The sequence below is a fragment of the Pseudomonas sp. LBUM1679 genome, from assembly GCF_059695565.1.
Window position 1 is genome coordinate 2637072 of sequence record NZ_CP166774.1, and the last position, 24297, is coordinate 2661368.

The following is a 24297-nucleotide window of genomic DNA, read 5'->3' on the forward strand; positions in this document are numbered from 1 at the left end:
CGAAGGGTCGATAGGTGAAGACCATCGGCTTCGCTGAATCGAGGGAACATCAATGATTGGTGTCGTGATACCCGCCCATAATGAAGAAAAACATATTGCCACCTGCCTGTCATCCGTCTTGCTTGCCGCAAAACATCCGGGACTCGAAGGTCGCCAGGTAACTGTGCTGGTGGTTCTGGACGACTGTTCAGACGCCACAGACAGGTTGGTCGCTGCCCTGGAAGTCAGCGCATTGATGGTCTGTTTCCAGAATGTGGGTAAAGCCAGGGCGACCGGTGCGGAAGAACTGCTCAGTGCTGGAGCGCAGTGGCTCGCCTTTACCGATGCCGACACGGTGGTGCCTCCCGATTGGCTCGCACGCCAAGTTGAATTCATGGTTGATGCGGTTTGCGGAACGGTCGAGGTCGACAGTTGGGATGATCATGGCGAGTGGGTTCGCGCCAGGTATATGGAGCGCTACCAGTTCATTGAGAACCATCGCCACATCCATGGCGCCAATCTCGGCCTCAGTGCCACAGCGTATCGAGACGCTGGCGGGTTCCAGCATCTGGTGGCTCACGAAGACGTTCACCTGGTTGCCGCACTTGAAAGAATCAATGCCCGCATTATCTGGACGGCAACCAACCCGGTCGTTACCAGTGCGCGCAGGGATTACAAATGTTGCGGTGGCTTTGGTGAATACCTGGTGTCCCTCACGGTGGCGTCTGCGTTGTAAAAGGCTGGACAGGTGTCTGAGAGCGGCCGATCCAGATCGGCATTGGTCAGGATTTTCTCGTCATGATCGGCAAACCTCCATCCATCCAGAGGGCGACTCTCTGCCTGGTGAGCGATAGAGGACGGGGTGAAAACAGAGTTCCATCGAGATGACTGACTGTCGTATTTCTCACTCCACAACGTATCGCTCATCATTCCTTTGGAACTCCCGACAACTGCGCTCCGTCCTTTGAAATGAGGGGGGCTGCGGGTATCTCGTGGCGGACCCTATAACGCTTTTTTTATATGGAAGGCGAGGAACGTCATGAATACTTCAGACACCAGAGCTGGCACTCAGACAGATCATCAGGACAACACCGGGAGGCCTGAGCAAGACTTTCAACATTTAAAGGAAGACGTAACAGAGGTGCTTGGCGGCGCGAGGCAGCAGGTGGATGCGCAGTTCGGGCAATACCGTGATACAGCGGCGGATCAGATCGAGGCACTGGCCAAGGGCGCGAAGTCCGTCGTTTCCGAACTTGCAAGCAAGGATACGCTAGGCATGTCCGACTACCTCGCCGACATGGCGCAATCCATGAGCGGCCTGGCAGGAAGTCTGCGCGGAAAAAGTGCCGAACAGCTACTCCATGATGGGGCCGACCTGGCTCGCAGCAATCCGACACTCTTCATCGCCGGCAGCATCGCGCTGGGCTTTGGCTTGTCGCGTTTTCTGAAAGCCGGCAGTTCCCCTGCCGCGACCTTCACCGATGGCAGTGACCCGGCCTCAGGCAGCTCTGTGCCGCCGTCAGGCGGTTTCGGCGCTCGTCGGCCTTATGAAACCTCCGTTGCATCACGCACCGATCCGGGGCCCGGCCTGGCCACCGGCATCACGCCGGCGTCGTCGAATGAACAGGACCACCCTTCGGACTTTGCCACGACGTCGACACCGGGTTCGACAACCTTCAAAGGAGAATTGTGATGAACAGACAAGATCCGGATTTTCCAGGCTCAAGACCGCTGTCCGCTCCCGAACAGGACGCTTCGGTCGTTGGATTGTTGCGGCAATTGTCCCGTGAAGTGCCCGATCTCTTCAGCAAGGAGCTGGCGTTGGCCAAGGCCGAGTTGCAAGCCAGCCTCACCACACTCAAGGCCGGCATTGCCGGCGTGGCGGGGGGGGCGATTGTGCTGCTGGCGGGGTTCATCATCTTGTTGATGTCCGCCGTCTACGGCCTGAGCATGGTAATGGCGCCATGGTTGGCAGCGCTGATTGTGGGCATCGTGGTCATGATTGTCGGGTTCGTCATGCTGCAGTCGGGGAAGAAACAATTCGAGCCGTCCCACTTCAAGCCTGAACGCACGCTGGGCGCCTTGAATAAAGACCAGGAAGCGCTGCGGAGGAAAGTCTCATGAACCGTGAATTGGACATTGAATCGGAAAAAAGTCCGGAAGCCATCGAGCGCGAAATCGATGCGCAGCGAGCAAGCATCGGCAATATCGTCGATGCCCTGGAAAGCAAGTTTACGCCGGGCCAGATGTTCGACCAGGCGTTGGGGATGATGCAGAGCAACGGCACGACGTTCCTGACCAACCTGGGAACCAGCGTGCGTAACAATCCGGTTCCCGCTGTAATCACCTCGGTTGGATTGCTGTGGTTGATGATGAGTCAGAATCGTCCGCCGACGCCACGTCCGGGCTATCGAGCTGGCCCAAGCGCGGTGGACAAGGCTGGGGAGTGGGTTGATGGCTTGAGCGACGGTATCGACAGCGCGCGAGACCATTTGCACCAGACCGCTGATACCTTCAAGGAAGGCTATCAGTCGGTCAAAGGCAAGGCGGCGAACCTGGGCGACAATCTGGGTGCGGCCACGGAAAACATCAGCCATGCCATGCATGATGCCAGTGACCGTTTGGCACGCAGTACCCAAGTGATGAGTCATCAATTGCGCCATTTGTTGCAGGAACAACCGCTGATGGTCGCCGCTGCGGGCATCGCGTTGGGTGCGATGTTGGGCGCGGCATTGCCTTCGACGGCGACGGAGCAACGTTACCTGGGCAAGACCAGTGCGGGCCTGGCCGACAAGGTCAAGCAGCAGGCCCGGGAGGGGTTCGAGGCGGTGCGCGATACGGTGACAAAGACGACGGAGCACCCGGATATGGACGTCAAGCCGGATGGGGAGCAGCAAACGGTTCCCGCGAGCGAAGCGAGTGCAGCGAGTGCAGCCGACCTGTCGCGAGGATTGGGTACTTCGTGATCGGGCGCGTGACGGGAGGTCCGCAATGGACCTCCCGTATTGCTCAAACCATCGAAAACCCTGGGGTTCACCGGTTCACAGTGAGTGCCAGACCCCGCCATCCGCAACCGGGACATCATTCAGGTCGAAGGGATTGACCCCTTCCAGGCAGCCGATGTTGAAACCGAACTCTTCCGGATTGGTGCTGCGGCGGTGGTGTGTATAGGTGCCGCAGTTTTTACAAAAGTAATGCTCGGCCACATGCTTGCCAAACTGGTACCTCGACAGCGCGGTCTTGCCCCTGATCACCTTGAGATCTGCCCAGTCTACTGCGGCGACGATTGCGCCTTTGCGTTTACAGAACGAGCAGTCGCAGCGGTGTGGATTGGGAACACCGTCCGGCAAATGGATCTCCAGAATGACGGCGCCACAATGACAACTGGCCCGGTGATGCGGGCGGATAGCAGTGTTGCCGATTTTCTTCAGCATCACACTGCCCTGATCATTGAAATCGGGGACCACGAATTGCTGCGGGTTTTGGGTCATGACGTTGAAACCTCTGTCCAATCCAGTTTTGCGGATTCGCGCCATTTAACGTCAGTCACTCCATACTTCTCCGCTTGCGGCCTGGAGATGATTTTAAGCGGCGGTCTACCCGGTTTCGGTATGGGAGCTATTCCGGCATCACAGCTTGCCCAATGCCATGCATCGGCATTGCGCATCAGTTTTGCCCGGATGATGAACGACTTCGACTCTCCGTGAAGCTTGTATTCGATGATGTAAAGACAGGTATTCATGAGGCCCCCTCCATTTGCTCATAGACAAAGGAGTGGCCGCGTCAAAAAAAATTCAAAAGGTTTGCATAGCCCCGATTACTGGTTGATTTGGATCAACATACTGCGAATTCGACCAAATTTCACTCTAGCTGATAGTGGCGGATTTGCCGTTTCTGATCGACCACTGACATGTCCAGCGTCCGGCACAAAACCTGTGGCGCCCAAAGCCGAGAACGCTTCGCACGAGCACACGATGCTATTGCAGCGACGGTTCCTGGCGTATATGCAGCAGAACCTGACCGAGAAGATGTCTGGGGGTTGATAACTGTCGGTTCAGTCTGGAGAGCGGATGCTCCAGCCATTGGCGCACATCTGCTCTCGAAGGGGGGCAGTCAGGTGAGGGGAAGCATCATCGTGATTGGAGAAAGCTGTGGGCTGCGGATGAACCCGGCCTTTTCATAGAGCGTCACCAGCCTTTCATTCAGCGGGTGGACTACGAGGGCGGTTGAGCCAATTTCGCTGGATGCTGCGATCGCTCGGATAATGGCATCTCTGAGCAGATCGATCGACAGCCCGGTGCCTTGAGCGGACTTGCATACTCCCATCCGCCCCAGAATCGTGATCGGATGCTGGTCGGGTGAATTGCGTTGCGCCTTCCTGGGCACCACGTTCGCGCGAATGATCATGCCGCTCGACAAGGTGTAATAGCCAACCACGGTTTTGCTGCCCTTCAGGCAGGTAACGAACACTGTGGCAAATCTGGAGTCCTGGGCCTTGGAAGCCTTCTTTGCCAAGTATTCGTTGATCGAATCATCACCACAATCGAAGGCGCTCAGCTCATGGATGTCCTTGAGTTTTTCCGGGGCGGTCAGCTCCAGCGAGGCGGCCTTTCCAGCAGTTGGCGCAGACATTCGTTACTCCTTAACGGGTTTGACTCCAAGGCTTGTTCAAATGCATCAAACTCATGGTTGGCAAGGACGAACAGGCGTTGATCCAGAATGACTTCCTCGGCTTTTTTACAAGCAGCATCCAGGATAAAGCTGGTCCGGTCGCTTCCCGAAATGGCTGCGGCCACATCGATCAAGTCTCTTTTTCTGAAATCGACCCGCATGTTGATCGGTACGGGTTTGGATCTGTCTGTTGCAGCAGATTCCGCAGGCAATAGAGTGGTCATGGTCTTGGTCCTTTTTTCTGAGGCCCTTATAAGTGCCTACTGCCAAAGTATAGGCAGTCTGTGTAGCAAATGTCTACATGTAACGCAGAAAGCTATACAGGCCGGTTGAGCCGGCTTTGGGCAAACCTGCATGCAGCCCTATCTCTTCAACGCCGGGTATAAATCACCATCAAAATGGCCCCATGCTCCGAACCCGCACTGTGTGCCGCGTCCGGCGCGCGGCAACAATAGTCGCCGACCTGCAACGTGCGATCCTGATCAAAGAACGAGCCCTGCAGCACGAACAGTTGCTCAAGCTCCCCGGCATGGGTGTGGCTGGGGACATGGGCGCCGGGGTCGACTTTCATCAGCAAGGTCTTTTCACCGCGCTCGGAGTCTTCGAACAGCGGCTTGATCCAGAAGCCTTCAGCCGCCGTCGGCTGCCAGTCATCCGCCGACGACGAATGATAGAGCGAGCCTTCGACCGGGCCCTGGATGCCGTTTTTCCCGGCAATTTTCCAGGTGGGGGTTTGATTGTCCGGCATGCCTGCTGCACCTCGATAATGGGTTCGCCTACAAATCCTTGACCAGTCGCAAGGCATCGTAGATCGCGGCGTGGGTATTGCGCGCGGCCACCGCATCGCCAATGCGAAACAGTTGGAATCGGCCTTGCGGGTTGGTCACTACCTGCTGCGGGTTGCCGACGATCAGGTCCTGATGTTCAACCACGCCGGCATTGCTGGAAGCGGGTTTCAACTCGAAATACAGTTCGTCCAGCGGTCGGGTTCCGTGGTTGATCACCACTTGATCGACCCGTCGCACCTTGCGTGCACTGCCGTAGTCGCTGTCGATGGTCGCCAGCAACTCCGCGCCTTCGCGTTCGACGGCGAGCAGGCGAAAGGTGACGGTGAAGGTGGTGTCCAGGGCTTGCAGCGAGCGCATGTAGGGCACCAGGTTCATCGCCATGACTTCCGGGGCAAAGGTCCGGTCCGGGGTCATGATTTCGATTTTTGCCCCAGATTTGGCGATGAACTCGGCGGCTTGCAGGGCGGCATGATCACCTGCGTCGTCGAACAGCAGGACGTTGCGCCCCGGTTTCACATCCCCGGAGATTATGTCCCAGGTCGAGACCACCAGCTCATTGCCGGCGCTGAGAATCTCGGTGTGGGGCAGGCCGCCGGTGGCGATGATCACCACGTCCGGGTTCTCGTCGTGGACGGTGGCGGCCTCGGCCCAGGTGTTGAAGCGAAAGCTGACCCCACGCGCCAGGCACTGGGCCATGCGCCACTCGACGATGCTGATCATTTCCCGCCGGCGCTCCGATTGCGCCGTGAGCCGCACCTGGCCGCCGGCCTGGTTGGCGGCTTCGAACACCACTACTTCGTGGCCGCGTTCGGCGGCCACCCGCGCCGCTTCCAGCCCGGCGACCCCGGCACCGACAATCACGATCTTGCGTTTGCCCGGGGCCTTGGGGATGTCATGGGGCATGCTGGTTTCACGGCCGGTAGCCGGGTTGTGGATGCAATAGGCGGCACCGCCCTGATAGATCCGGTCCAGACAATAATTGGCGCCGACGCAGGGGCGAATATCCTCTTCGCGACCCTCGATGATCTTGCGCACGATATGCGGATCGGTCATGTGCGCGCGGGTCATCCCGACCATGTCGATCTTGCCCGAGGCGATGGCATGGCGGGCCGTGGCCACATCCGGGATCTTCGCCGCATGGAAGGTGGGGAAGTCGGTGGCGGCGCGAATCTCTCCGGCGAAGTCCAGGTGCGGCGAGTTGCGCATGCCCTGGATCGGGATCAGGTCGGTCAGGCCGGCGTCGGTGTCGATATGGCCGCGCACGACGTTGAGAAAGTCGACCATGCCGCTGTCCTTCAGGCGCCGGGAGATGTCCAGGCCATCGGCCGCGGTCAACCCGCCGGGCAGTTGCTCGTCGCCGGTATAACGCACGCCGACAATGAACTCATGGCCGACGCGCTGGCGAATGGCGCTGAGGATGTCGAAGGTAAAGCGCAACCGATTGTCGATGGAGCCGCCATAGGGGGCCTCGAGGTCGTTGGTCAGCGGCGACCAGAACTGGTCCATCAGATGCCCGTAGGCTTGCAGTTCGATGCCGTCCAGGCCGGCAAACTTCATGCGCTCGGCGGCGTCGGCATAGTCTTTGATGATGCGTTCCACATCCCAGTCTTCCATCTTTTTCGGGAAGGAGCGGTGGGAGGCCTCGCGCTCGAATGACGGTGAGACCACGGGCAGCCAGTCGCCCTTGTCCCAGCGCGTGCGCCGGCCCAGGTGGGTCAACTGGATCATCACCGCGGCGCCATGCTCGTGGCAGGCGTCGGTCAGATCGCGCATCCAGCCGACCACCTCGTCCTTGTAGGCCAGGATGTTGTTGAACACCGGTGGGCTGTCCCGGGAAACCGCCGCGGACCCGGCGGTCATGGTCAGGGCCACGCCGGCCTTCGCCCGTTCCACGTGGTAGGCGCGATAGAGGTCCTTGGGCATGCCATCCACCGGATAGGCCGGCTCATGGGCGGTGGTCATGATGCGATTTCTGAGCGTCAGGTGCTTCAACTGATAGGGCTGGAGGAGCGGATCGTTCAGCATCGTCAAGACTCTCCGGAAGAGGGCATCGGATCAGGGGTGAAATTACGTTAGGGTGAAATGTACACCTGTGTCAACAAGCTGGACATAGGTGTACATTTTGCTTGCGCGACCTCGGATGAGCGACTAGGATCGAGCCATGAACGCACAAACCAAAGCAGTGGAAACCGGCTGGAGAGGGTCCCTGGAAGGGTGGCTCGATGCAGCGTATGAAAGCCTGACCGAGTGCGGTGTCGACACGGTGCGGGTGATGCCGCTGGCGAAAAAGCTGGGGCTGTCGAGAACCAGTTTCTACTGGTTTTTCAAGGATCGTGAAGAGCTGCTCGGCGCCTTGATCGAGCGGTGGCGGGTGAAGAACACCGGCAACCTGATCGCCCAGACCGAGTGTTATGCCGAGAGCATTGCCGAGGCGATGCTCAACGTTTTCGACTGTTGGCTGAACCCGGACCTGTTCGACTCGCAGTTCGAATTTGCCATGCGCAGCTGGGCTTTGCAGTCCGCTGAAGTGGCCGAACATATCCGGGTCGCCGACATTGCCCGGCGCGAAGCATTGATCCGGATGTTCGTGCGTTTCGACTATGCATTCGAGGCCGCCGATGTGCGCGCACGCACGATTTACCTGACACAGATTGGCTACATCAGCACCAACACCCGGGAGGATGTCGGGGAGCGAATGCGGCGGATACCCGAGTACGTGAAGATATTCACTGGCCAGGAACCCCTGGAGCGCGAATTGAAACGCTTCTACTCCCGCCATGGGTATGTGATGGACGATGTGTCCCCTGACTGACCGCGACTTCAGACTGACGAAGGCAGGTTCCTATGTTCGAAGCGCCCACGATAGGCATTATCGGTGGATCGGGATGGCTTGGCCGCTCGATAGCCCTGGCTATGCTCGACAAGGCTTTCATTGATCCCGGCGCGTTGGTGCTGTCGAACCGCAGTGCCGGTAACCCGTTACCGGATGCCAGGTGGTCGCGGGTGACGGTTACGCGCGACAACCAGCAGCTGGTGCAGCGGTGTGATGTGGTCATCCTGTCCGTACGCCCCGAGCAGTTTGCCGACCTGCAGATTTTCGCTGAAAACCGCTTGGTGATTTCCTTGATGGCCGGCGTGCCTTTGGAAGAAGTAGCGCAGCGCACCGGCAGTCGCCAGGTGATACGCGCCATGCCTAATGCCGCCGCGGAAATCGGCAAGTCCTATACGCCGTGGCTGGTCACGCAGCAGGTCAGCGATGAGCAGAAAACCTTCGCCCAGCGCCTGTTCGAAACCTTCGGCAGTGCCGATGAAGTGTTCAGCGAAAACCATTTGAATTACCTGACCGCACTGGTGGGAACCGGGCCCGCCTACCCGGCGTTGCTGGCTCGCAGCCTGTTCGAACATGCCGTGAACAGTGGCTTGCCGCCTGACGTTGCCCAACGCGCAGTGCATGCAGTGGTAGTCGATGCCAGTCAACTGATCGGCAACGGACACTCGGTCGACGAACTCTTGCAGGCGCTCATCGGTTACCGCGGCGTCACGGCGGCGGGCCTTGAAGCCATGATCGCCGGCGGCTTCGATACAACCATAAAAGCAGGCCTGGAGGCGGCGACCTCGGTCGCCAGTTCCATGAATCCGTTTGCCCGTTCTGCTGACACCAAAGAAGGTCCAATGACGCGGTAGTTGACCCTTCTTAACTCTGGCCGCAATCGAGGGTAGCGTTTATGAATGTAAAGTCTTTCTCGAAGACGGGACTTGCACTGGCAATCGTCGCATGCAGTGGCTGGGTGGCAGCGTCCGAGTGTGGTGATGTGACCATCGCCAACATGAACTGGCAATCGGCTGAAGTGATGGCCAACGTCGACAAGCTGATCCTCAATGCGGGCTACGGTTGCAATGCCGATCTGGTCTCGGGGGATACGGTTCCGACCATCACCTCGATGGTCGAGAAGGGCCGGCCCGATATCGCTCCCGAAGGCTGGATCGACCTGGTGCCGGAGGTGGCCAGGACGGGTATTCAAAGCGGTAACCTGATTCAGGCGGCGAGTTCGTTGTCCGATGGCGGTTCCCAAGGGTGGTGGATTCCGAAATACATCGCCGACGCCCATCCGGACATCAAGAGTTTCGATGATGTGAAGAAGCACCCTGAACTGTTTCCGGCCCCGGACGACCGGAAAAAAGGCGCGATCTATAATGGCCCGCAAGGGTGGGGCGGCACGGTGGTCACCGCGCAGTTCTACAAGGCCTACGGCTTCGAGAAGGCCGGGTTTGTCCTGGTGGATACCGGTTCGGCGGCGGCGCTGGACGGTTCCATTGCCAAAGCCTACGAGCGCAAGGCGCCCTGGCTGGGTTTCTATTGGGCACCCACCGCCCTGTTGGGCAAGTACCCGATGGTCAAGCTGGACAATGGCCACGCGGTCGATCCGGCGGAGTGGAAACGGTGCAACACGGTCGCCGACTGTCCTGACCCAAAACCCAATGGCTGGCCGATCGACCGGGTCTTCACCTTGACCACCAAATCCTTCGCCGCGCGCTCGCCAACGGTCATGGCGTACCTCAACAAGCGCGCCTGGTCCAACGAAACGGTGAACAAACTGATTGCCTGGATGAGCGATAACCAGGCCACCGGTGAGGAAGGCGCCAAGTACTTCCTGAAAAACAATGAAGCGCTCTGGAGCCAGTGGGTCACCCCTGAAGCGAGCGGCAAGATCAAGGCTGCGCTTTAATCCGTCGGGTCAATGCAGCCCGTTGCGACAGGCTGCACCGACCCTGCGCAGACCACAATAAAAACACCCATGTATTGAAATGACCTGCCAGCGTTCTTACGGTCTTCTACGAAAGGGGAATGTGATGGAATGGTTGACCAGCTTTCCACATATGGAGGACGAAAGGCTCCGGGCTTTGAAAAAGGCCATCGACGGGGCCTTTCGCAACTTCACCAGCACCTACGGCGACAGCTTCGAAGCCTTTTTCCAGCCGTTGCAGGTTTTCCTCAACCAGTCCGAAAGATTCATGACCACGACGCCATGGCCGATCATCATCGTGCTGGTCGCCTTGATTGCCTGGTTCGCCAGTCGCAGTTGGAAAATCGTCCTGGGTTGCGTGTTCACCCTGATGGCGATCGGGTACCTGGACATGTGGTCCGACACGATGAAGACGCTGTCGATGATCTTCGTCTGCACCGTCATTTCCATCGTCATCGGCTTGCCGACCGGCATAGCCATGGCGCGCTCCAATCGCCTGCGCAACCTGGTCAGTCCGGTACTGGACGTGATGCAGACCCTGCCGAGTTTTGTCTACCTGATTCCGGTGGTGATGTTGCTGGGCATCGGCAAGGTCGCGGGGCTGATTGCGGTGGTGGTGTACGCCTTGCCGCCGATGATCCGCCTGACCAATCTCGGTATCCGCCATGTCGATGCCGAGATGCTGGAGTGCGCCGACGCCTTTGGTTCGTCCAGTTGGCAGAAACTGAAAAACGTCCAGTTGCCATTGGCATTGCCATCGATCATGGCCGGCATCAACCAGACCATCATGATGGCCCTGGCGATGGTGGTCATTGCCTCGATGATCGGGGTCCAGGGGTTGGGGCAACCGGTGCTCAAGGCCATCTCCAACCAATACTTCACCCTGGGCATGTTCAACGGCCTGGCCATCGTCGGCATCGCGGTGATCTTCGATCGCGTCAGCCAAGCCTACGGCAGAAGATTGCAAAAGCATCTGGAGGTGGTCCATGGTCACTGACCTGTCGAATGATTTCGGCATCGAAATCAGGCATCTCTACAAGATCTTCGGTCACCAGGCGCAGGCCAGCATCGAACGGGTCAAGCAAGGGATGAGCAAGACCGAACTGTTGCGCAATCACAGTCATGTACTGGGGTTGAAGGACATCAATATCAGCATGCCGTCCGGGGGCATCCAGGTGATCATGGGGCTTTCCGGTTCGGGCAAATCGACCTTGATCCGCCATATCAACCGCTTGATCGACCCCACGGCCGGTGAAGTCATGGTCGGCGGCGTGGATGTGCTCAAGATGAGCCAGAGCGACCTGCGCGAATTTCGCCGCCACAGAATTTCCATGGTGTTCCAGAAATTCGCGTTGCTGCCGAACCGGACCGTGCTCGACAACGCGGTCTATGGCCTGGAGATCCAGGGCTTGCCCCGTGGCAGGCAAGTGGAGATAGCCACGGGCTGGCTGGATCGGGTGGGGCTCAAGGGCTACGAGCGTCACTATCCCAATCAGCTGTCCGGCGGCATGCAGCAGCGGGTCGGCCTGGCCCGGGCACTGGCCAGCGACGCGCCGATCCTGCTGATGGATGAAGCCTTCTCGGCCCTTGATCCGCTGATCCGCATGGACATGCAATCGGTGCTGCTGGACCTGCAAAAAGAGATCAGGAAGACCATCGTGTTCATTACCCATGATCTCGATGAAGCGCTGCGCATCGGCGACCGCATCGCCATCCTGCGTGACGGCGAGGTGGTGCAGCAGGGCACCCGGCAGGAGATCGTCATGAGTCCGGCCGACGATTACATTGCCAACTTCGTCAAGGAAGTGAACCGCGGGCGGGTGATCAGCGTCGAGGCCATCATGCGGCCGTTTGTCGGGGTGAAGCCCGGCGCAACACTGGCAGTCGCCATGGGCACCTCCCTGGAGTCGGCGGTCCAGCGCCTGGTTGAAGCGGGGCTCGATGAGCTGGTGGTCACGGATGGACGGGGGCAGCCTGTGGGGCAGTTGGCGCTGAAGTCGATTATCGCGACCATGGTCACCTCGACGGTTAGCGAGGCGTCGCCGGTGGTTCAGTCGAGAGCCGTGCCGGAAGCGACACGGCTCACAGAGGACTGATTATCAGCGAAAAGCAAAACAGTCCGTGCGCGGTCAGCCCTTGGCTGCCATGGCGGTGACTTCCACGCGCATGCCTTCCACCGCCAAAGCGGCCACGCCAACGGCGGCGCGCACCGGCCAGGGCTTGGCGAAGAAGCGCTGGTAAACCTCGTTGAAGGCGGCGCGGTCGGCCATGTCGGTGAGGTAGATGGTCAGGTGCAGGACCCGATCCATCGAGCTGCCGGCGCGCTCCAGCGCGATCTTCAGTGCCTGCAGAGTGCACTCGCTTTGCTCGACGATGCCGCCGAGTTCCAGGCTGCCATCGGCACGGGTAGGGATCTGGGTGGAGACCAGCAGGCCGCCGAAACCGGCGACGTCGGAGGAGATGGAGTCCGCGTCCGGGTCGGGGATGAAGGTGATGTCGTGGTTTGCCATGGGGAGCTCTTGTCGAGGGGTGATGAGGTGGCGGTCTTGCGCCTTTGTGTAGGGCGAAGGCCGTTGATTCTACCTCGACCACTGTACCGTAAACATCATGGTATGCCGTCACGAAGGCATCGTGAAATGGCGCCGGACGCGGTCAATGTAGGAGCTGCCGCAGGCTGCGATCTTTTGATCTTGATCTTTTCGAGATCGCTGAGAAGATCAAGATCAAAAGATCGCAGCCTCGCTTCGCTCGACAGCTCCTACAAGGGGATGGTTGGGCGAGTCAAACAGAACGAAGCCGCAGAATCCGCGCACCGTCGAATGGGTCGATCAGGTAATGCGCGTGCACACCAAACGTATCCAGCAAGCGCTGCGGGGTCAGCACCTCCAGCGGCTTGCCGAGGGCCACCAGTCGCCCCCGTTCCAGTATCGCCAGGCGATCACAGGTCAGCGCCTGGTTCAGGTCATGCAGGGCGATCAATGTCGTCACCGGAAGCGCCTGTACCACGTTCAGGATCGCGAGCTGGTGCTGGATATCCAGGTGATTGGTCGGTTCGTCCAGCAACAGGATCTGCGGGCGCTGGGCCAGGGCGCGAGCGATGTGCACACGCTGGCGTTCACCGCCGGACAGGCTGTGCCAGGTCCGGTTTTTCAGGTGCGCCGCATCGACGTCGCACAGCGCCTGCTGGACGATGGCAGCGTCCTCGTTCGACCACGGACTCAAGGCCGACAACCACGGCGTCCGGCCCAGGGCGACGGCATCAAACACGTTGATGGCATCCAGCGTGTCGGCCTGTTGCTCAACCACCGCCAGGGTTTGCGCGATGGTTCGCCGAGAGAGTGCCTTGAGGCGCTGGCCGTTGAGGTGAATGTCACCCCGGCTCGGGGTGCGCACGCCGGCCAGCAGTTTGAGCAGCGTGGATTTTCCCGAACCGTTGGGCCCGACGATGCCCAAGGTCTCGCCACGACGGATGTCCAGGTGGATATCGTGCAGCAACTCAGCGTCGCGGACGTGGAAACCGAGGCCGGAACAACTCAGCACGGATTCGCCGATAACAGGTGTGACGGCATTCATCGGGCATTCCTCCGGCCGATCAGGATCAATGCGAACACCGGAGCGCCGACCAATGCCGTGATGACCCCGACCGGGATCACCTGGCCTTTGATCAATGTCCGGGACAGGACATCGGCGGCGATCAGAAACAGGGCACCACCCAGCGCACTAGCCGGCAGCAGGCGCGCATGCCGGGTGCCCAGCAGCAGTCGCACGGCATGGGGAATCACCAGCCCGACGAACCCGATGGAGCCGACAATCGAGACCATCACTGCCGTCACCAGTGCGGCGCAGCTGATCAGCAGCAATTGCACGCGGCGTACCGGGATGCCGAGCGAGGCGGCCGAGTCGGCGCCAAAGGTGAAGGCGTCCAGCGCCCGCCGATGCCACAGGCAAACCACAAGACCGGCCACTGCCACCGGGACGGCCAGCCACACCGACGGCCAGCGCACCCCGCTGAGGTTGCCGAGCAACCAGAACATGATGCCCCGGGCCTGTTCGGAACTGGCCGATTGGGTGATCAGAAACGCCGTGAGCGCATTGAATAGCTGCGAACCGGCAATCCCCGCGAGGATGATCTGCGAGGTGCCGCCGGGCGAACCGCTGGCACGGGCCAGCAACACCACCACGGCGAAGGCGGCAACGGCCCCGGCAAACGCGCCGACCGACAGCGAAATCAGCCCGGCCCCCAGGCCCAGCAACGCCACCAATACCGCACCCGTCGAGGCGCCGGCGGAGATGCCGAGCAGGTAGGGATCGGCCAGCGGGTTGCGCAACAGCGATTGCAGGATCACCCCGCAAGTGGCCAGACCCGCACCGCAGGCCGCCGCCACCAGCGCGCGGGTCAGGCGGTAATTCCAGACGATGCCTTCGTCGATCGGGTCGAGGACATGACCGGCAGCCCACAGTTTATTGGCCAGCACCTGGAACACCACACCCGGAGCGATGGGCGTTTCACCGATGGCCACACCGGCAATGACGGCCAGCAGCAGGGTCACAACGGCCAGCACTGTGCGAATCAGCGTCCTGGTCATTTTGGCAGGTCATAGCCGTCGATGGCTGATGCCAGGGTGGCCAGACCGTCGAACATTCTGACGCTGGCCTGCATGGCCATGGCGTCGAGGATGATGATGCGGTTGTTTTTCACCGCGTCCATGTTGCGGGTCACCGGGTCGCTGCGCAGGAATGCCAGTTTCTTGAGGTGGTCGTCAGCGGGGAAGCGCCGGCGATCCATTCGTGCGATGACCAGGAAAGTCGGGTTGGCCTTGGCGATGGTTTCCCAGCCAACGGTCGGCCATTCTTCGTCGGATTGCACCACGTTACGCACGCCCAGGGTGTTGAGCATGAAGTCGGGAATGCCCTTGTGTCCGGCGACATAAGGGTCGATATCCAGACTGGCACTGGAGAACCAGAACAGCGCACTGGTGTGCTCCAGGTCCTTGTCCTGCACCGTGGCGACCGACTTCGCCAGACTGGCCTTGAGTTCGTCGTTCAACTGCCGGCCACGTTCCTGCACATCGAAGATCTCGGCCAATTGGCTGATGCTCTTGTAAATGCTGTCGATGCGAAACGCCTCCAGCCGTGTGCCGTCGGCGCCGACCAGATTGTCCTTGGCTTCGCAGTCGGAGGGCATCAGGTAGGTCGGGATCTGCAGTTCGTGAAACTGCTCGCGGGTACCGACCACGCCTTGCGGGCCGACCATCCACTCCAGTTCCACGGCCACCAGTTGCGGGCGTTGGCCGATCACCGCCTCGAAACTCGGCTCGTTATCGGCCAGGCGTTGGATTCGGTCGTTCTCTGTCTTGTACTTGGCCAGCACATCGTTGAACCACAGCGAGGTGCCGACCAGCGTGGGGGCAAGCCCCATGGCGTAGAGCATTTCGGTGCCGGCCTGGCCGATGGTCACGGCGCGGCTCGGTGCCTGCGCGAAAGTCAGGGTGCTGCCGCAGTTCTCGACCGTCAGGGGATAGTGGGTCGGGGCCGCATGGGCGAGGGTGGACAGACCCAGGGCGGTGACGAGGGTGGCAAGGCGTGACAGCAGCATGACGCAATCTCCAGTTGACCGTACTCGGAGCAGGGGTACGGACTGGAAACACATCATCGAACGCTGGCGTTAAAGCTCTGACGTAGCGCTCACCACAGGTGACGCACGGCGCAAGGATGTCCTTCCCGGACACCCCGCCGGTTAGTGATTTGCTTGGCCGGCAGGTCTCCTGACTGATGCGTCGGCGCCTGGCTCCAGCCTTCCCGGAAGCGATCCCAGTGGCAGTTCAGGAGCAGGCTCAGCACCTACAGTTGCGGGGGCAGTTCCGATTGATGCCGTGTCGGGCATCTCGGATTCCCTATTAATCCCATGTGGAAACCGGCGGCCGGCATGGTAGTCGATCATGCCGGCCAACGGTCCAGTATTTTTTTCTGGTGTGCCGATTCCAGGGTGCAAGTGCGCGTTGAAGGTAAATCAGCACCAAAGCGCTGCACATGCTTGCAGACCGGGAAATCCCTGCTTAACTCTGAAGCTCTGGTCAGTCAGTGACTCATCGGTCACAGGGCGCTGCGTGACACGCTCGCGCTGTCGCCGCTGTCGCCGCTGGCCCGTGATGCCAGGTTAAACCCCAGGAGGTCTATGCGTTGACGTTTGAACACCACCTTGAGCTTTTAATGTATTTACCTGGCACTTCGCTGTCGGTTCCACCACTACTGCTTTCTGCGATATGGCCCTGTGGGCATTCCTCACGCTGTGCGCTCAGTCCAACGGGTTCAAGGAAGAAAATGACATGATGCCGAACACCGCCATCGTCGAGATTTGCGATAAGTACAAGATTTATACCGAACACTATCTCAACGCCGCCGCTGACAAGACCATCATTCTGGTCAACGGCTCGCTGGCGACAACCGCGTCCTTTGCGCAGACGGTGCGTTACCTGCAGCCGCACTTCAATGTGGTCCTCTACGACCAGCCCTATGCCGGTCAGTCGAAACGACACAACCTCCACGGCGATCCGATCCGCAAGGAAGACGAGGCAGCGATACTGCTGGAATTGATCGAACACTTCGGTGCGCAGCATGTGCTGTCATTTTCCTGGGGCGGTGCGGCGACTTTGTTGGCGCTGGCCCAGCGGCCGCGACGAATCGAGAGGGCGGTCATCAGTTCATTCGCCGCGCGGATCAATACGCCGATGCGCGATTACCTGGAGCGCGGCCTGCACTGTCTCCAGGCCTGCGATCGTCTCAATGTCGGGCGCTTGATCAACGGGACGATTGGCAAGCACCTGCCATCGCTGTTCAAACGCTTTAATCACCGCCATGTCAGCAGCCTGGCGGAGCACGAATACCGGCAGATGCACTTCCATGTGCATGAGGTGCTGACCCAGGACACCCACTGCTACGTCGCCTGTGCCGATGCGATCGAAATCCCGCTGCTGTTTGTCAACGGCGAATGGGATGAATACACCTCGGCGCAAGACGCCCGGCTGTTCGTCAAACATGCCCCTCAGTCCCGGTTCCATACCGTCGCGAACGCCGGGCACTTCCTCGATATGGAACACCCGGCAGCCTGGCAGGAAACCCGGCAGGCCTTGCTCGGTTTTTTGCAGCCAGGGTCGGCGACGCGGGGTCAGGTGATGGGCAATGGTTCATCAGCGATGCCGTACTGCATGGAGAAGGCAGCGATAGGAGCGGCAGCAGCAGTGAGAGGCTGAGGCCAATACCCGCCTGGCACACATTCCCCTGTAGGAGCTGGCTTGCCAGCGAAAGCGGTCTATCAGCCAATACATATATCGACTGACACACCGCCTTCGCTGGCAAGCCAGCTCCTACAGGGGGGAATACGCGTGCACCTGAATATCAGGCCAGTCGGTTGGCCGCCCCCGGAGTAATAAGGGCTTTCTCAGAGCACCCGACAAACCTCTTCCAGCGGACGCGGAGCCGCGCCACCCGCACCTTGCCATGGATCAGGCCGCCCTGGCTCCAGCGCCACCAACCGTGACCTTGCAGCAGGGCGAAGACGCCCTGCAACCAGATCGGGCAAGGCAGGTTCCTCGACTGAAACGATAAGTGGCGCAACCATCAGAAGTTGATCGAGGCGCTCAACCGGGCCGTCAGGGGCGCGCCCTGGAACAGGTAGCCGTCGCCCATGTATTCGCCGGCATCACGCCAGTATCGCTTGTCGAACAGGTTGTCCACGGTCAGGCGGAACACCGTGTCGTAACCGTCGATGCGGGTGCTGTAGCGGCTGCCGAGATTGAAAATGGCGTAGGCACCGGTCTCTACCCCGCCTTGGCGATTGGCATATTTGCTGGCGCTGTATTGCACCCCGCCGAGCAGGCCCAGGCCATCGAACCCGGGCAGGGCGTAGTCGCCCTGGAGGCTGGCGCGCAGCGTCGGCACATTGATTGCCTGATGACCTTCATAGGCCGGCGTGCCGCTGTCGCTGACCCGGGCGCGGATCGCCGCGACACTGGCGGCGATCTGCAGGCGCTGGCTGGCCCAGCCATTGGCCGAGAGTTCCAGGCCGGTGTTCTTCTGTTCGCCCTGCTGGGTGAAAGTGAAGGTGCCGTCGTCATTGGGCCGGGAGTACTGGTATGCCTGGCGGATCTGGAACAGCGCCGCGGCCAGGCTGATGCGCTGCCAGTCGTACTTGATACCCGCCTCGATCTGCCGGGACACGGTTGGCGCGAGGATTTCAAAGGCGTTGGTGGTGAACCACGCCGCTTCGCCACCCAGGGACAGGCCCTTGCTGTAGCGGGTGTACAGCGCCAGGTTGTGCAGCGGCTTGTAGATCAGCGCGGCCTGGGGCAGGAACACATAGCGTTGGGTGTGCCGGGTGGTCTCGCCCTGGCTGTCGAAGGTCTCTTCATCCAGGCGCACTTCGCGCCCGCCGAGCACGGTCTGCCATTGTTCGTTGAAGCTGATCCGGTCATTGAAGAACAGCCCGTACTGGCGGCTGTCCAGGCGTCGATAGGCGTCGTTGAGCGGACCGTCGTAGCGTGCGAAATCTGCGGGTTCGCTACCGATATTGGCGCTGCCGATCATCACGTTGATGATGTCGCGTTTATCCACCACGCGGCGAAACGCGCTGGTGCCTACGCTCAGTTCGTGACCGAGGCCAGCGGTGTCGAAGGCGCCAGTGAAGGCCGCCTGTACCTCGTCATTGCGGCGGGTATCGTCAGGGCTGCGGAAGTCGTAGATGTCGTAGTCGCCCTCGGGGCTGAAGTAATTGGGCACCGCGGCGCTGGCGCAACTGGCGGAACCGTAGCAACCCCAGGCGAACGAGCTGTAGTCATCGATCACCACCCGGCTGCGCGAGGCGCTGATATTGCCTTTCCAGGTGTCGCTGAAGCGATACTCGAAGTTGCCATTGAGGTTCAGCGCATCAGTGGTGACGGGTTTCGAGCCGCTCTGATGGGCCAGCAGTTTTTTCGGCGAGGCGTGGTGTGGCAGGCGGGTGCCGCCAAGCAATTGATAGCCCGGTGCCGAGCGCTGTTCCCTGGTCTGGTACTCGGCATCCAGTTGCAGCAGGGCATCGGGGCTGATGTTCCAGTCGAAGGCCAGGGAGGCGAAGTCGCGCTGGCCATCAGTGTGTTCGACATAGGAATGCAGCGCTTCATGGGCCACGTTGGCGCGTAACCCGAACTGCTGTTCATTGCCGAAGAATCCGCCCACGTCTGTGGCCAGGTAGCCGCTGCCACGGTCGTCCGTGGAGACAGTGACCGAACGCACATCGGCCGGCCGCTTGGTCACGTAGTTGACCAGCCCGCCGGGCTCGCTGACGCCGCTCTGCAAGCCGGAAAGCCCTTTGAGCAATTCCACCTGTTGTTTGTTTTCCAGGCCGACGTTCTGCTCGCCGGTGATGGTGCGGCCGTTGATCTTGTAGCTGCTGGCGGAGTTGAGCGAAAAGCCACGCACGACGAAGTTTTCGTAGTAGCCGACCGGCGCGTAGCTCTCACCCACCGAGGCATCGTTCTTCAGGACTTCGCTGAGCAGGCGGGCCTGCCGATCCTTGATCAAGGCTTCGGTGACCACTGAAATCGAGGCCGGCGTATCAAGCAATGGCGTCGCGTCGAAACCGCCGACCGAGGCGCTATGGGCCTGGTAGCCGGAGGTGTCTTCGCCCGTCACGGTCACCGCCGGCAGTTCGGTTTCGGCGGCCTGCGCGGTATGGGGCAGCAGCAGGCCCAGGGCCAGTAGATTGAGCGTGAACCGTGGTGCGGACACTCCCTCGCGGGACGTCCGGTAAAGCCTATCCATGAATACTCCTCGACGATTGCGATCACGGGCCAGGCGAACACCGGGCACAGGCACCCGGGCGCGCTCCAGGACAGAGCCGTGCTGTTGAAACAGGAAAAAGCGATGTGTGCCTGGAGGGCGTCAGGCCGGAATTGCTCCGGTGGTTACTGGCAAGTCTGAATCCGCGGCCCACTCTTGAAGCGAGCCATCATACAAGAGTACGTTGTCGCGTCTGGCGTTATCGATCCGGATAGGCGGTAAAGAGCAGCTGGCCAGGTACAAGGTGCAAAAAAGCGGAAATCAATTAATGGGTTTCCGCTTTTTTTTTGCTAGTAAGAATCGGTAATTATCCTAAGGCTTCCAGATCTCGACATCCTTCGCATCCACCGCCTTGGGCAACAACCCCGCGGCAAAAAACGCATCGGCGATTTTCTGCTGCTCACCCAACTGATCACCTTTCACCGGCTGTACCTGATAGCTGCGATGGGTGTTGGCGGTCTCGACGGTCGCCACATCCAGATTGCCCCACAACGGGCTGAGTATTTTCGCCGCTGCACCGGGGTTGGTTTTCACCCATTCGCCGGTCTTGTGCAGTTGCTCGTACACCAGCTTGAGCACCTCGGGATGCGCCTTGGCGTAGGGGGTGCTGGTCAGGTAATAGCGTTTGTAACTGGCCAGACCTGCGCCATCAGCCAGGGTGCGAGTCGGCAGTTGACGTTGTGCGCTGGTGAGGAAGGGTTCCCAGGTGACCCACGCGTCGACCTTGTTGTTCTCGAAAGCCGCGCGGCCATCGGCGGGCGACAGGTAGGCCGGCTCGATGTCGGAGAATTGCAGGCCGGCTTTTTTCAGGGCAGCGATCAGCAAATAGTGGGAGCCGGCGGCCTTGGTGACCGCGACTTTCTTGCCTTTCAAATCCGATAGCTGTTGCAGCGGCGAATCCTTGCGCACGACGATGGCCTGGGCTGAAGGCGAGGGCGCTTCCTGGGCGAAGTAGGTCAGCTTGGCCTGCGCGGCCTGGGCGAAAATCGGCACGGTGTCGGCCACGTCGGCACTGATGTCGACATTGCCGACATTCAGCGCCTCCAGCAGTGGCAAGCCACTGGAAAACTCATGCCAGCTCACATCGATGTTGTTCTGCCCGAGGGTTTTTTCCAGGGTGCCTTGGGTTTTCAACAGCGTGATCAGTGTCGATGACTTCTGGTAACCGATGCGCACCGTTTCCCGGGCCTGGGCCGGGAGGGCGAAGGACAGAGCCAGCGCCACGGCCAGGCCGGTCAGTAGCGGACGACGGAATTTCGCTTCGGGGTTTTTGGTGGATTTCGACATGGCACGCTCGACATTAAGCAAGGGAGAAGGGCTATCTGCCATGAAGCATATTGTTCTAAAAACATTTTTATAAATAATTTTTTAGCATTAGCTTAGCGGTTTTGCATATTCCTTTGGGGTATAAATAAATCGTTATTTATTCCTTTTAATGTTGTCTCAAGAGGTGCACCTTAAAGGCCTGCACATCAGTGCGAATATGCCCAACACCAGACAGGAAGCCTCACCATGACCATCAAAGCGATCAACGTACGGAACCAGTTCAAGGGCGTCATCAAGGAAATAGTGGAAGGCGAAGTGGTCTCCGAAATCGATGTGCAAACCGCCTCGGGCATCGTCACCTCAGTGATCACCACCCGCTCGGTGCGTGACCTTGAATTGAAGATCGGCAGCGAGGTCATTGCCTTCGTCAAATCCACCGAGGTCTCGATCGCCAAACTCTGACCGGGCCGGCCACAAGCCTTGAATCTCAAGACCCGCGGCTTCGATCTTCTTTGCCCCCATTGGTCGGGCAGGTATCGAAGCCGTTCAACACCGTCCGACGCAACCGGCATAACCTTATAATTATATGATTCTTTCATAATTATTGACCTCTAATATAATCGAAATTGTTTTCTGGCTCGCCCTCGAAATCTCGCTGGACGCAACACGGCTGACCCGGTTTTTTGCTCGGCCTCTTCGAACCAACCCACTCCAAGGTCTTTCATGAAGTTGAAAAAACTCATCGTCGCCGCCAGCCTGTTGTTCGCCGCAGCCGGGGCTCAGGCTCAGCAAGCCATCGATATCAGCTACCAGCGTTCCTCGACCCTGTGGATTCTGCTCAAGCAGAACGGCCAGCTGGAGGAGCGCCTCAAACCCCTGGGCTTCACCGTCAACTGGCATGAATTCAGCACTGGCCTGCTCAGCTCCCTGAACGCCGGCAGTGTCGATTTGCATGCCGACGTCGCCGACGCCTTTGCCCTGTTCACCCAGGCGGCCGATGCGCCACTGACCTATTACGCCCGGGAAAATCCATCGTCCAGCGCCCAGGCGATCATCGTTGCGGACAACTCACCGATCCGTAGCGTTGCTGATCTGAAGGGCAAGACGGTCGCGGTGTCCAAGGGCTCGGGCAGCAACTTCCTGTTGATTTCGGCGTTGAAAAAAGCCGGGCTGACCCTCGCCGACATCACCCCGCGTTACCTCGAAGCGCCGGATGGCGGCGCGGCATTCGCCAACGGCAGTGTCGATGCCTGGGCCATCTGGGACCCGTTCCTGGCCACCCAGCAGCTGGATCATCACGTGCGCGTGCTGGCCGATGGCAAGGACGGCGTCGCCAATTACAACCGTTTCTACCTGGCGACGTCGAAGTTCGCCAAGGCGCACCCGGACGTGCTGCAAGTCACCTTCGATACCCTGCGCGAGACCGGGCAGTGGGTCAAAACGCACCCGCAAGAGGCGGCGCAGATCCTCGGGCCGCTGTGGGGCAATATTCCCGCGGCCACGGTGGAGCTGGCGAACACCCGCCGCAGCTACGACATCGTGCCGGTCAAGGTCGATGAACTGGCCGAGCAGCAACGTATCGCCGACACCTACTACGCGGCGAAGCTGACGCCCAAGCCGTTGAAGGTATCCGACATCGCTGTCTGGACGCCGAAGGCGCAGTAAGGGGACGTTGCCATGAGTCGTCAAATTCACCTGTCCGCCTTTTTGCTGACCGGCCCTGTCGTCCACAGTCACGCGGTGTGGCGTCATCCAGAAACCGTCGGCAACTACCTCGAGCCCGAGTACTACGCGCGTGTCGCGAAAGTCGTGGAGGAGGGCTTGTTCGACTTTCTGTTCTTCGCCGATCGCCTTGCCGTCGGTGACCAGATGGGCGGCTCCCGGGATCTGGCATTGCGCTATGGCGCTCAGGATGCGACCCGCCTGGACCCATTGCCGATCCTGTCTTACCTGATCGGCCAGACCAGCAAGCTGGGCCTGGGGGCCACCCGTTCCACCACCTATTACGAACCGGCGCATATCGCCCGGGAATTCGCCACCCTGGATCACCTGTCCAGGGGCCGTGCGGCATGGAATATCGTCACCTCGATGAACGACAGCGAAGGGCGTCTGTTCGGCAAGGACAAGCATCTGGAGCATGACCTGCGTTACGACCGCGCCGACGAGTTCGTCGAAGTGGCGTTGAAGTTGTGGCGCAGCTGGGGGCTGGACGCGCTGAAGCTGGACCGGGAAAGCGGGGTGCTGGCCGATCCGTCGCAGATCCACTCGGTGCAACACCAGGGCGAGTGGTTCAAGGTCGAAGGTCCGTTGAACATTCCGCGCACGCCACAAGGACGCCCGGTGCTGATACAGGCCGGTTCGTCCGGTCGTGGCCGGCGTTTCGGTGCGCGTTGGGCCGAGGCGATTTTCACCATTCATCCGCACTTGAACGCCATGCGCGCCTTCCGTGACGACGTGCGGGCGCAGGTGGTGCAGCAAGGTCGCGAGGCCGACAGCTGCAAAGTGCTGACGGCGGTCATGCCGTTCATTGGCGGCAGCGAAGCCGAAGCGCGGGCCAAGCGTGATCGGCACAACGCCCTGGCGCGTCCCGAATTGGGGCTGGTCACCCTGGCCTCGCAACTCAATGTCGACCTGTCGCCGTTTGCGTTATCCGCCACTCTGGCCGAGATCGCCCGGTCGCCGCTGATCCATCCGGCCGCCGCCGAAAAGCTGCTGATGCAGGGCCCGGACACCACCCTGGAGCAACTGGGACGGATTTTCGCCAGCAGCGTGCGCGTGCCGCAGCTGGTGGGCACCGGCGCACAGGTCGCCGAGCAACTGGCCGAGCTGTTCCTGGGCGAAGGCTGCGACGGCTTCGTGATCTCGCCGGCTTACCTGCCGGGCTCGTTCAGCGAATTCGTCGAAAGCGTTATTCCTCATTTGCAACGCAAGGGATTGTTCCGCCGTGCTTACGAGGGCTCGACCTTGCGTGAACATCTTGGGCTGGCCGGGCTGAAGGACTGAGCACCTCCATCAATCAAAGGGATATTTGC

General features: G+C 60.1%; 25 protein-coding genes and 1 riboswitch. Of the genes, 13 read left to right on the forward strand and 12 right to left on the reverse strand.

Going from position 1 to position 24297, the window contains the following annotated elements; genetic code table 11:
• Window positions 1-52 precede the first annotated feature (52 nt).
• The 4 genes from ACA062_RS12170 (at window position 53) to ACA062_RS12185 (ending at window position 2945) form a co-directional block, all read left to right on the forward strand.
• Entirely contained in the window at window positions 53-715 is a 663-nt protein-coding gene (locus ACA062_RS12170) for a glycosyltransferase family 2 protein (protein ID WP_497456579.1), read from the forward strand.
• Window positions 716-1018: 303 nt separating this feature from the next.
• Entirely contained in the window at window positions 1019-1672 is a 654-nt protein-coding gene (locus tag ACA062_RS12175) for a hypothetical protein (RefSeq protein WP_497456580.1), read from the forward strand.
• Window positions 1672-2103 (forward strand): phage holin family protein, encoded by a 432-nt coding sequence (locus tag ACA062_RS12180; protein ID WP_150786208.1) that lies wholly within the window; start codon window positions 1672-1674, stop codon window positions 2101-2103. Before ACA062_RS12175 ends, ACA062_RS12180 begins: the two co-directional genes overlap by 1 nt.
• Complete coding sequence (locus ACA062_RS12185; protein WP_497456581.1) at window positions 2100-2945, forward strand: DUF3618 domain-containing protein; 846 nt, start codon at window positions 2100-2102, stop codon at window positions 2943-2945. The genes ACA062_RS12180 and ACA062_RS12185 overlap by 4 nt, the downstream gene beginning before the upstream one ends.
• Window positions 2946-3020: 75 nt before the next feature.
• Here the strand turns inward: ACA062_RS12185 and ACA062_RS12190 are convergent, their stop codons facing one another.
• The 6 genes from ACA062_RS12190 to ACA062_RS12215 form a co-directional block, all read right to left on the reverse strand.
• Window positions 3021-3515, reverse strand: coding sequence for a GFA family protein (locus ACA062_RS12190; RefSeq protein ID WP_497456582.1), 495 nt, complete (start codon window positions 3513-3515; stop codon window positions 3021-3023).
• Window positions 3467-3721, reverse strand: coding sequence for a DUF6555 family protein (locus tag ACA062_RS12195; protein ID WP_497456583.1), 255 nt, complete (start codon window positions 3719-3721; stop codon window positions 3467-3469). The genes ACA062_RS12190 and ACA062_RS12195 overlap by 49 nt, the downstream gene beginning before the upstream one ends.
• A 371-nt stretch (window positions 3722-4092) precedes the next feature.
• Entirely contained in the window at window positions 4093-4611 is a 519-nt protein-coding gene (locus ACA062_RS12200) for a GNAT family N-acetyltransferase (RefSeq protein ID WP_497456584.1), read from the reverse strand.
• On the reverse strand, window positions 4569-4874 hold the full coding sequence (locus ACA062_RS12205; protein WP_497456585.1) for a type II toxin-antitoxin system TacA family antitoxin: 306 nt from the start codon (window positions 4872-4874) through the stop codon (window positions 4569-4571). Before ACA062_RS12205 ends, ACA062_RS12200 begins: the two co-directional genes overlap by 43 nt.
• Before the next feature lie 146 nt (window positions 4875-5020).
• Window positions 5021-5398, reverse strand: a complete 378-nt coding sequence (locus tag ACA062_RS12210; protein ID WP_497456586.1) for a cupin domain-containing protein — start codon at window positions 5396-5398, stop codon at window positions 5021-5023.
• A 28-nt stretch (window positions 5399-5426) separates the two neighbouring features.
• Window positions 5427-7463: an oxidoreductase gene (locus ACA062_RS12215; RefSeq protein WP_497456587.1), complete on the reverse strand. Its 2037-nt coding sequence runs from the start codon at window positions 7461-7463 to the stop codon at window positions 5427-5429.
• Window positions 7464-7599: 136 nt separating this feature from the next.
• On the opposite strand from ACA062_RS12215, the gene ACA062_RS12220 reads away from it, so the two are divergent.
• The 5 genes from ACA062_RS12220 to ACA062_RS12240 all read left to right on the forward strand — a co-directional run bounded on the left by ACA062_RS12220 (window position 7600) and on the right by ACA062_RS12240 (window position 12279).
• Window positions 7600-8250, forward strand: a complete 651-nt coding sequence (locus ACA062_RS12220) for a TetR/AcrR family transcriptional regulator (protein ID WP_128870362.1) — start codon at window positions 7600-7602, stop codon at window positions 8248-8250.
• A 32-nt stretch (window positions 8251-8282) separates the two neighbouring features.
• Window positions 8283-9122 carry a pyrroline-5-carboxylate reductase family protein gene (locus tag ACA062_RS12225; RefSeq protein WP_497456588.1) on the forward strand — a complete coding sequence of 280 codons (840 nt, stop codon included), beginning with the start codon at window positions 8283-8285 and terminating at the stop codon, window positions 9120-9122.
• 41 nt (window positions 9123-9163) lie between these two features.
• Window positions 9164-10165, forward strand: a complete 1002-nt coding sequence (locus tag ACA062_RS12230) for an ABC transporter substrate-binding protein (RefSeq protein ID WP_497456589.1) — start codon at window positions 9164-9166, stop codon at window positions 10163-10165.
• A gap of 151 nt (window positions 10166-10316) precedes the next feature.
• Window positions 10317-11180 (forward strand): ABC transporter permease, encoded by an 864-nt coding sequence (locus ACA062_RS12235; RefSeq protein ID WP_371916790.1) that lies wholly within the window; start codon window positions 10317-10319, stop codon window positions 11178-11180.
• A complete protein-coding gene (locus ACA062_RS12240) occupies window positions 11170-12279 on the forward strand; it encodes a quaternary amine ABC transporter ATP-binding protein (RefSeq protein ID WP_497456590.1) in 1110 nt (369 codons plus the stop codon). Before ACA062_RS12235 ends, ACA062_RS12240 begins: the two co-directional genes overlap by 11 nt.
• 33 nt (window positions 12280-12312) lie before the next feature.
• Here the strand turns inward: ACA062_RS12240 and ACA062_RS12245 are convergent, their stop codons facing one another.
• From ACA062_RS12245 to ACA062_RS12260, 4 genes are all read right to left on the reverse strand, one after another.
• Window positions 12313-12693, reverse strand: coding sequence for a RidA family protein (locus ACA062_RS12245; protein WP_497456591.1), 381 nt, complete (start codon window positions 12691-12693; stop codon window positions 12313-12315).
• Between the two features lie 271 nt (window positions 12694-12964).
• Window positions 12965-13756: an ABC transporter ATP-binding protein gene (locus ACA062_RS12250; protein WP_497456592.1), complete on the reverse strand. Its 792-nt coding sequence runs from the start codon at window positions 13754-13756 to the stop codon at window positions 12965-12967.
• On the reverse strand, window positions 13753-14769 hold the full coding sequence (locus tag ACA062_RS12255; RefSeq protein ID WP_497456593.1) for a FecCD family ABC transporter permease: 1017 nt from the start codon (window positions 14767-14769) through the stop codon (window positions 13753-13755). Before ACA062_RS12255 ends, ACA062_RS12250 begins: the two co-directional genes overlap by 4 nt.
• Complete coding sequence (locus ACA062_RS12260) at window positions 14766-15779, reverse strand: ABC transporter substrate-binding protein (protein WP_497456594.1); 1014 nt, start codon at window positions 15777-15779, stop codon at window positions 14766-14768. The genes ACA062_RS12255 and ACA062_RS12260 overlap by 4 nt, the downstream gene beginning before the upstream one ends.
• Window positions 15780-15921: 142 nt before the next feature.
• Window positions 15922-16117: riboswitch (cobalamin riboswitch) on the reverse strand.
• A 392-nt stretch (window positions 16118-16509) separates the two neighbouring features.
• Here ACA062_RS12260 and ACA062_RS12265 point away from each other — a divergent pair.
• Window positions 16510-17433, forward strand: a complete 924-nt coding sequence (locus ACA062_RS12265; RefSeq protein ID WP_497456595.1) for an alpha/beta fold hydrolase — start codon at window positions 16510-16512, stop codon at window positions 17431-17433.
• Window positions 17434-17800: 367 nt separating this feature from the next.
• Here ACA062_RS12265 and ACA062_RS12270 read toward each other — a convergent pair whose 3' ends face one another.
• Window positions 17801-19981: a TonB-dependent siderophore receptor gene (locus ACA062_RS12270; protein ID WP_497456596.1), complete on the reverse strand. Its 2181-nt coding sequence runs from the start codon at window positions 19979-19981 to the stop codon at window positions 17801-17803.
• Window positions 19982-20311: 330 nt separating this feature from the next.
• The gene (locus tag ACA062_RS12275) at window positions 20312-21286 is read right to left on the reverse strand and encodes an aliphatic sulfonate ABC transporter substrate-binding protein (RefSeq protein ID WP_497456597.1); all 975 of its coding nucleotides are present in this window, start codon (window positions 21284-21286) and stop codon (window positions 20312-20314) included.
• Window positions 21287-21511: 225 nt separating this feature from the next.
• Here ACA062_RS12275 and ACA062_RS12280 point away from each other — a divergent pair, with 225 nt between their 5' ends.
• The 3 genes from ACA062_RS12280 to ACA062_RS12290 all read left to right on the forward strand — a co-directional run bounded on the left by ACA062_RS12280 (window position 21512) and on the right by ACA062_RS12290 (window position 24268).
• Window positions 21512-21727, forward strand: coding sequence for a TOBE domain-containing protein (locus ACA062_RS12280; protein WP_059404251.1), 216 nt, complete (start codon window positions 21512-21514; stop codon window positions 21725-21727).
• Between the two features lie 261 nt (window positions 21728-21988).
• Window positions 21989-22930, forward strand: a complete 942-nt coding sequence (locus tag ACA062_RS12285) for an aliphatic sulfonate ABC transporter substrate-binding protein (protein WP_497456598.1) — start codon at window positions 21989-21991, stop codon at window positions 22928-22930.
• 12 nt (window positions 22931-22942) lie between these two features.
• A complete protein-coding gene (locus tag ACA062_RS12290) occupies window positions 22943-24268 on the forward strand; it encodes an LLM class flavin-dependent oxidoreductase (protein ID WP_497456599.1) in 1326 nt (441 codons plus the stop codon).
• Window positions 24269-24297: the final 29 nt, after the last annotated feature.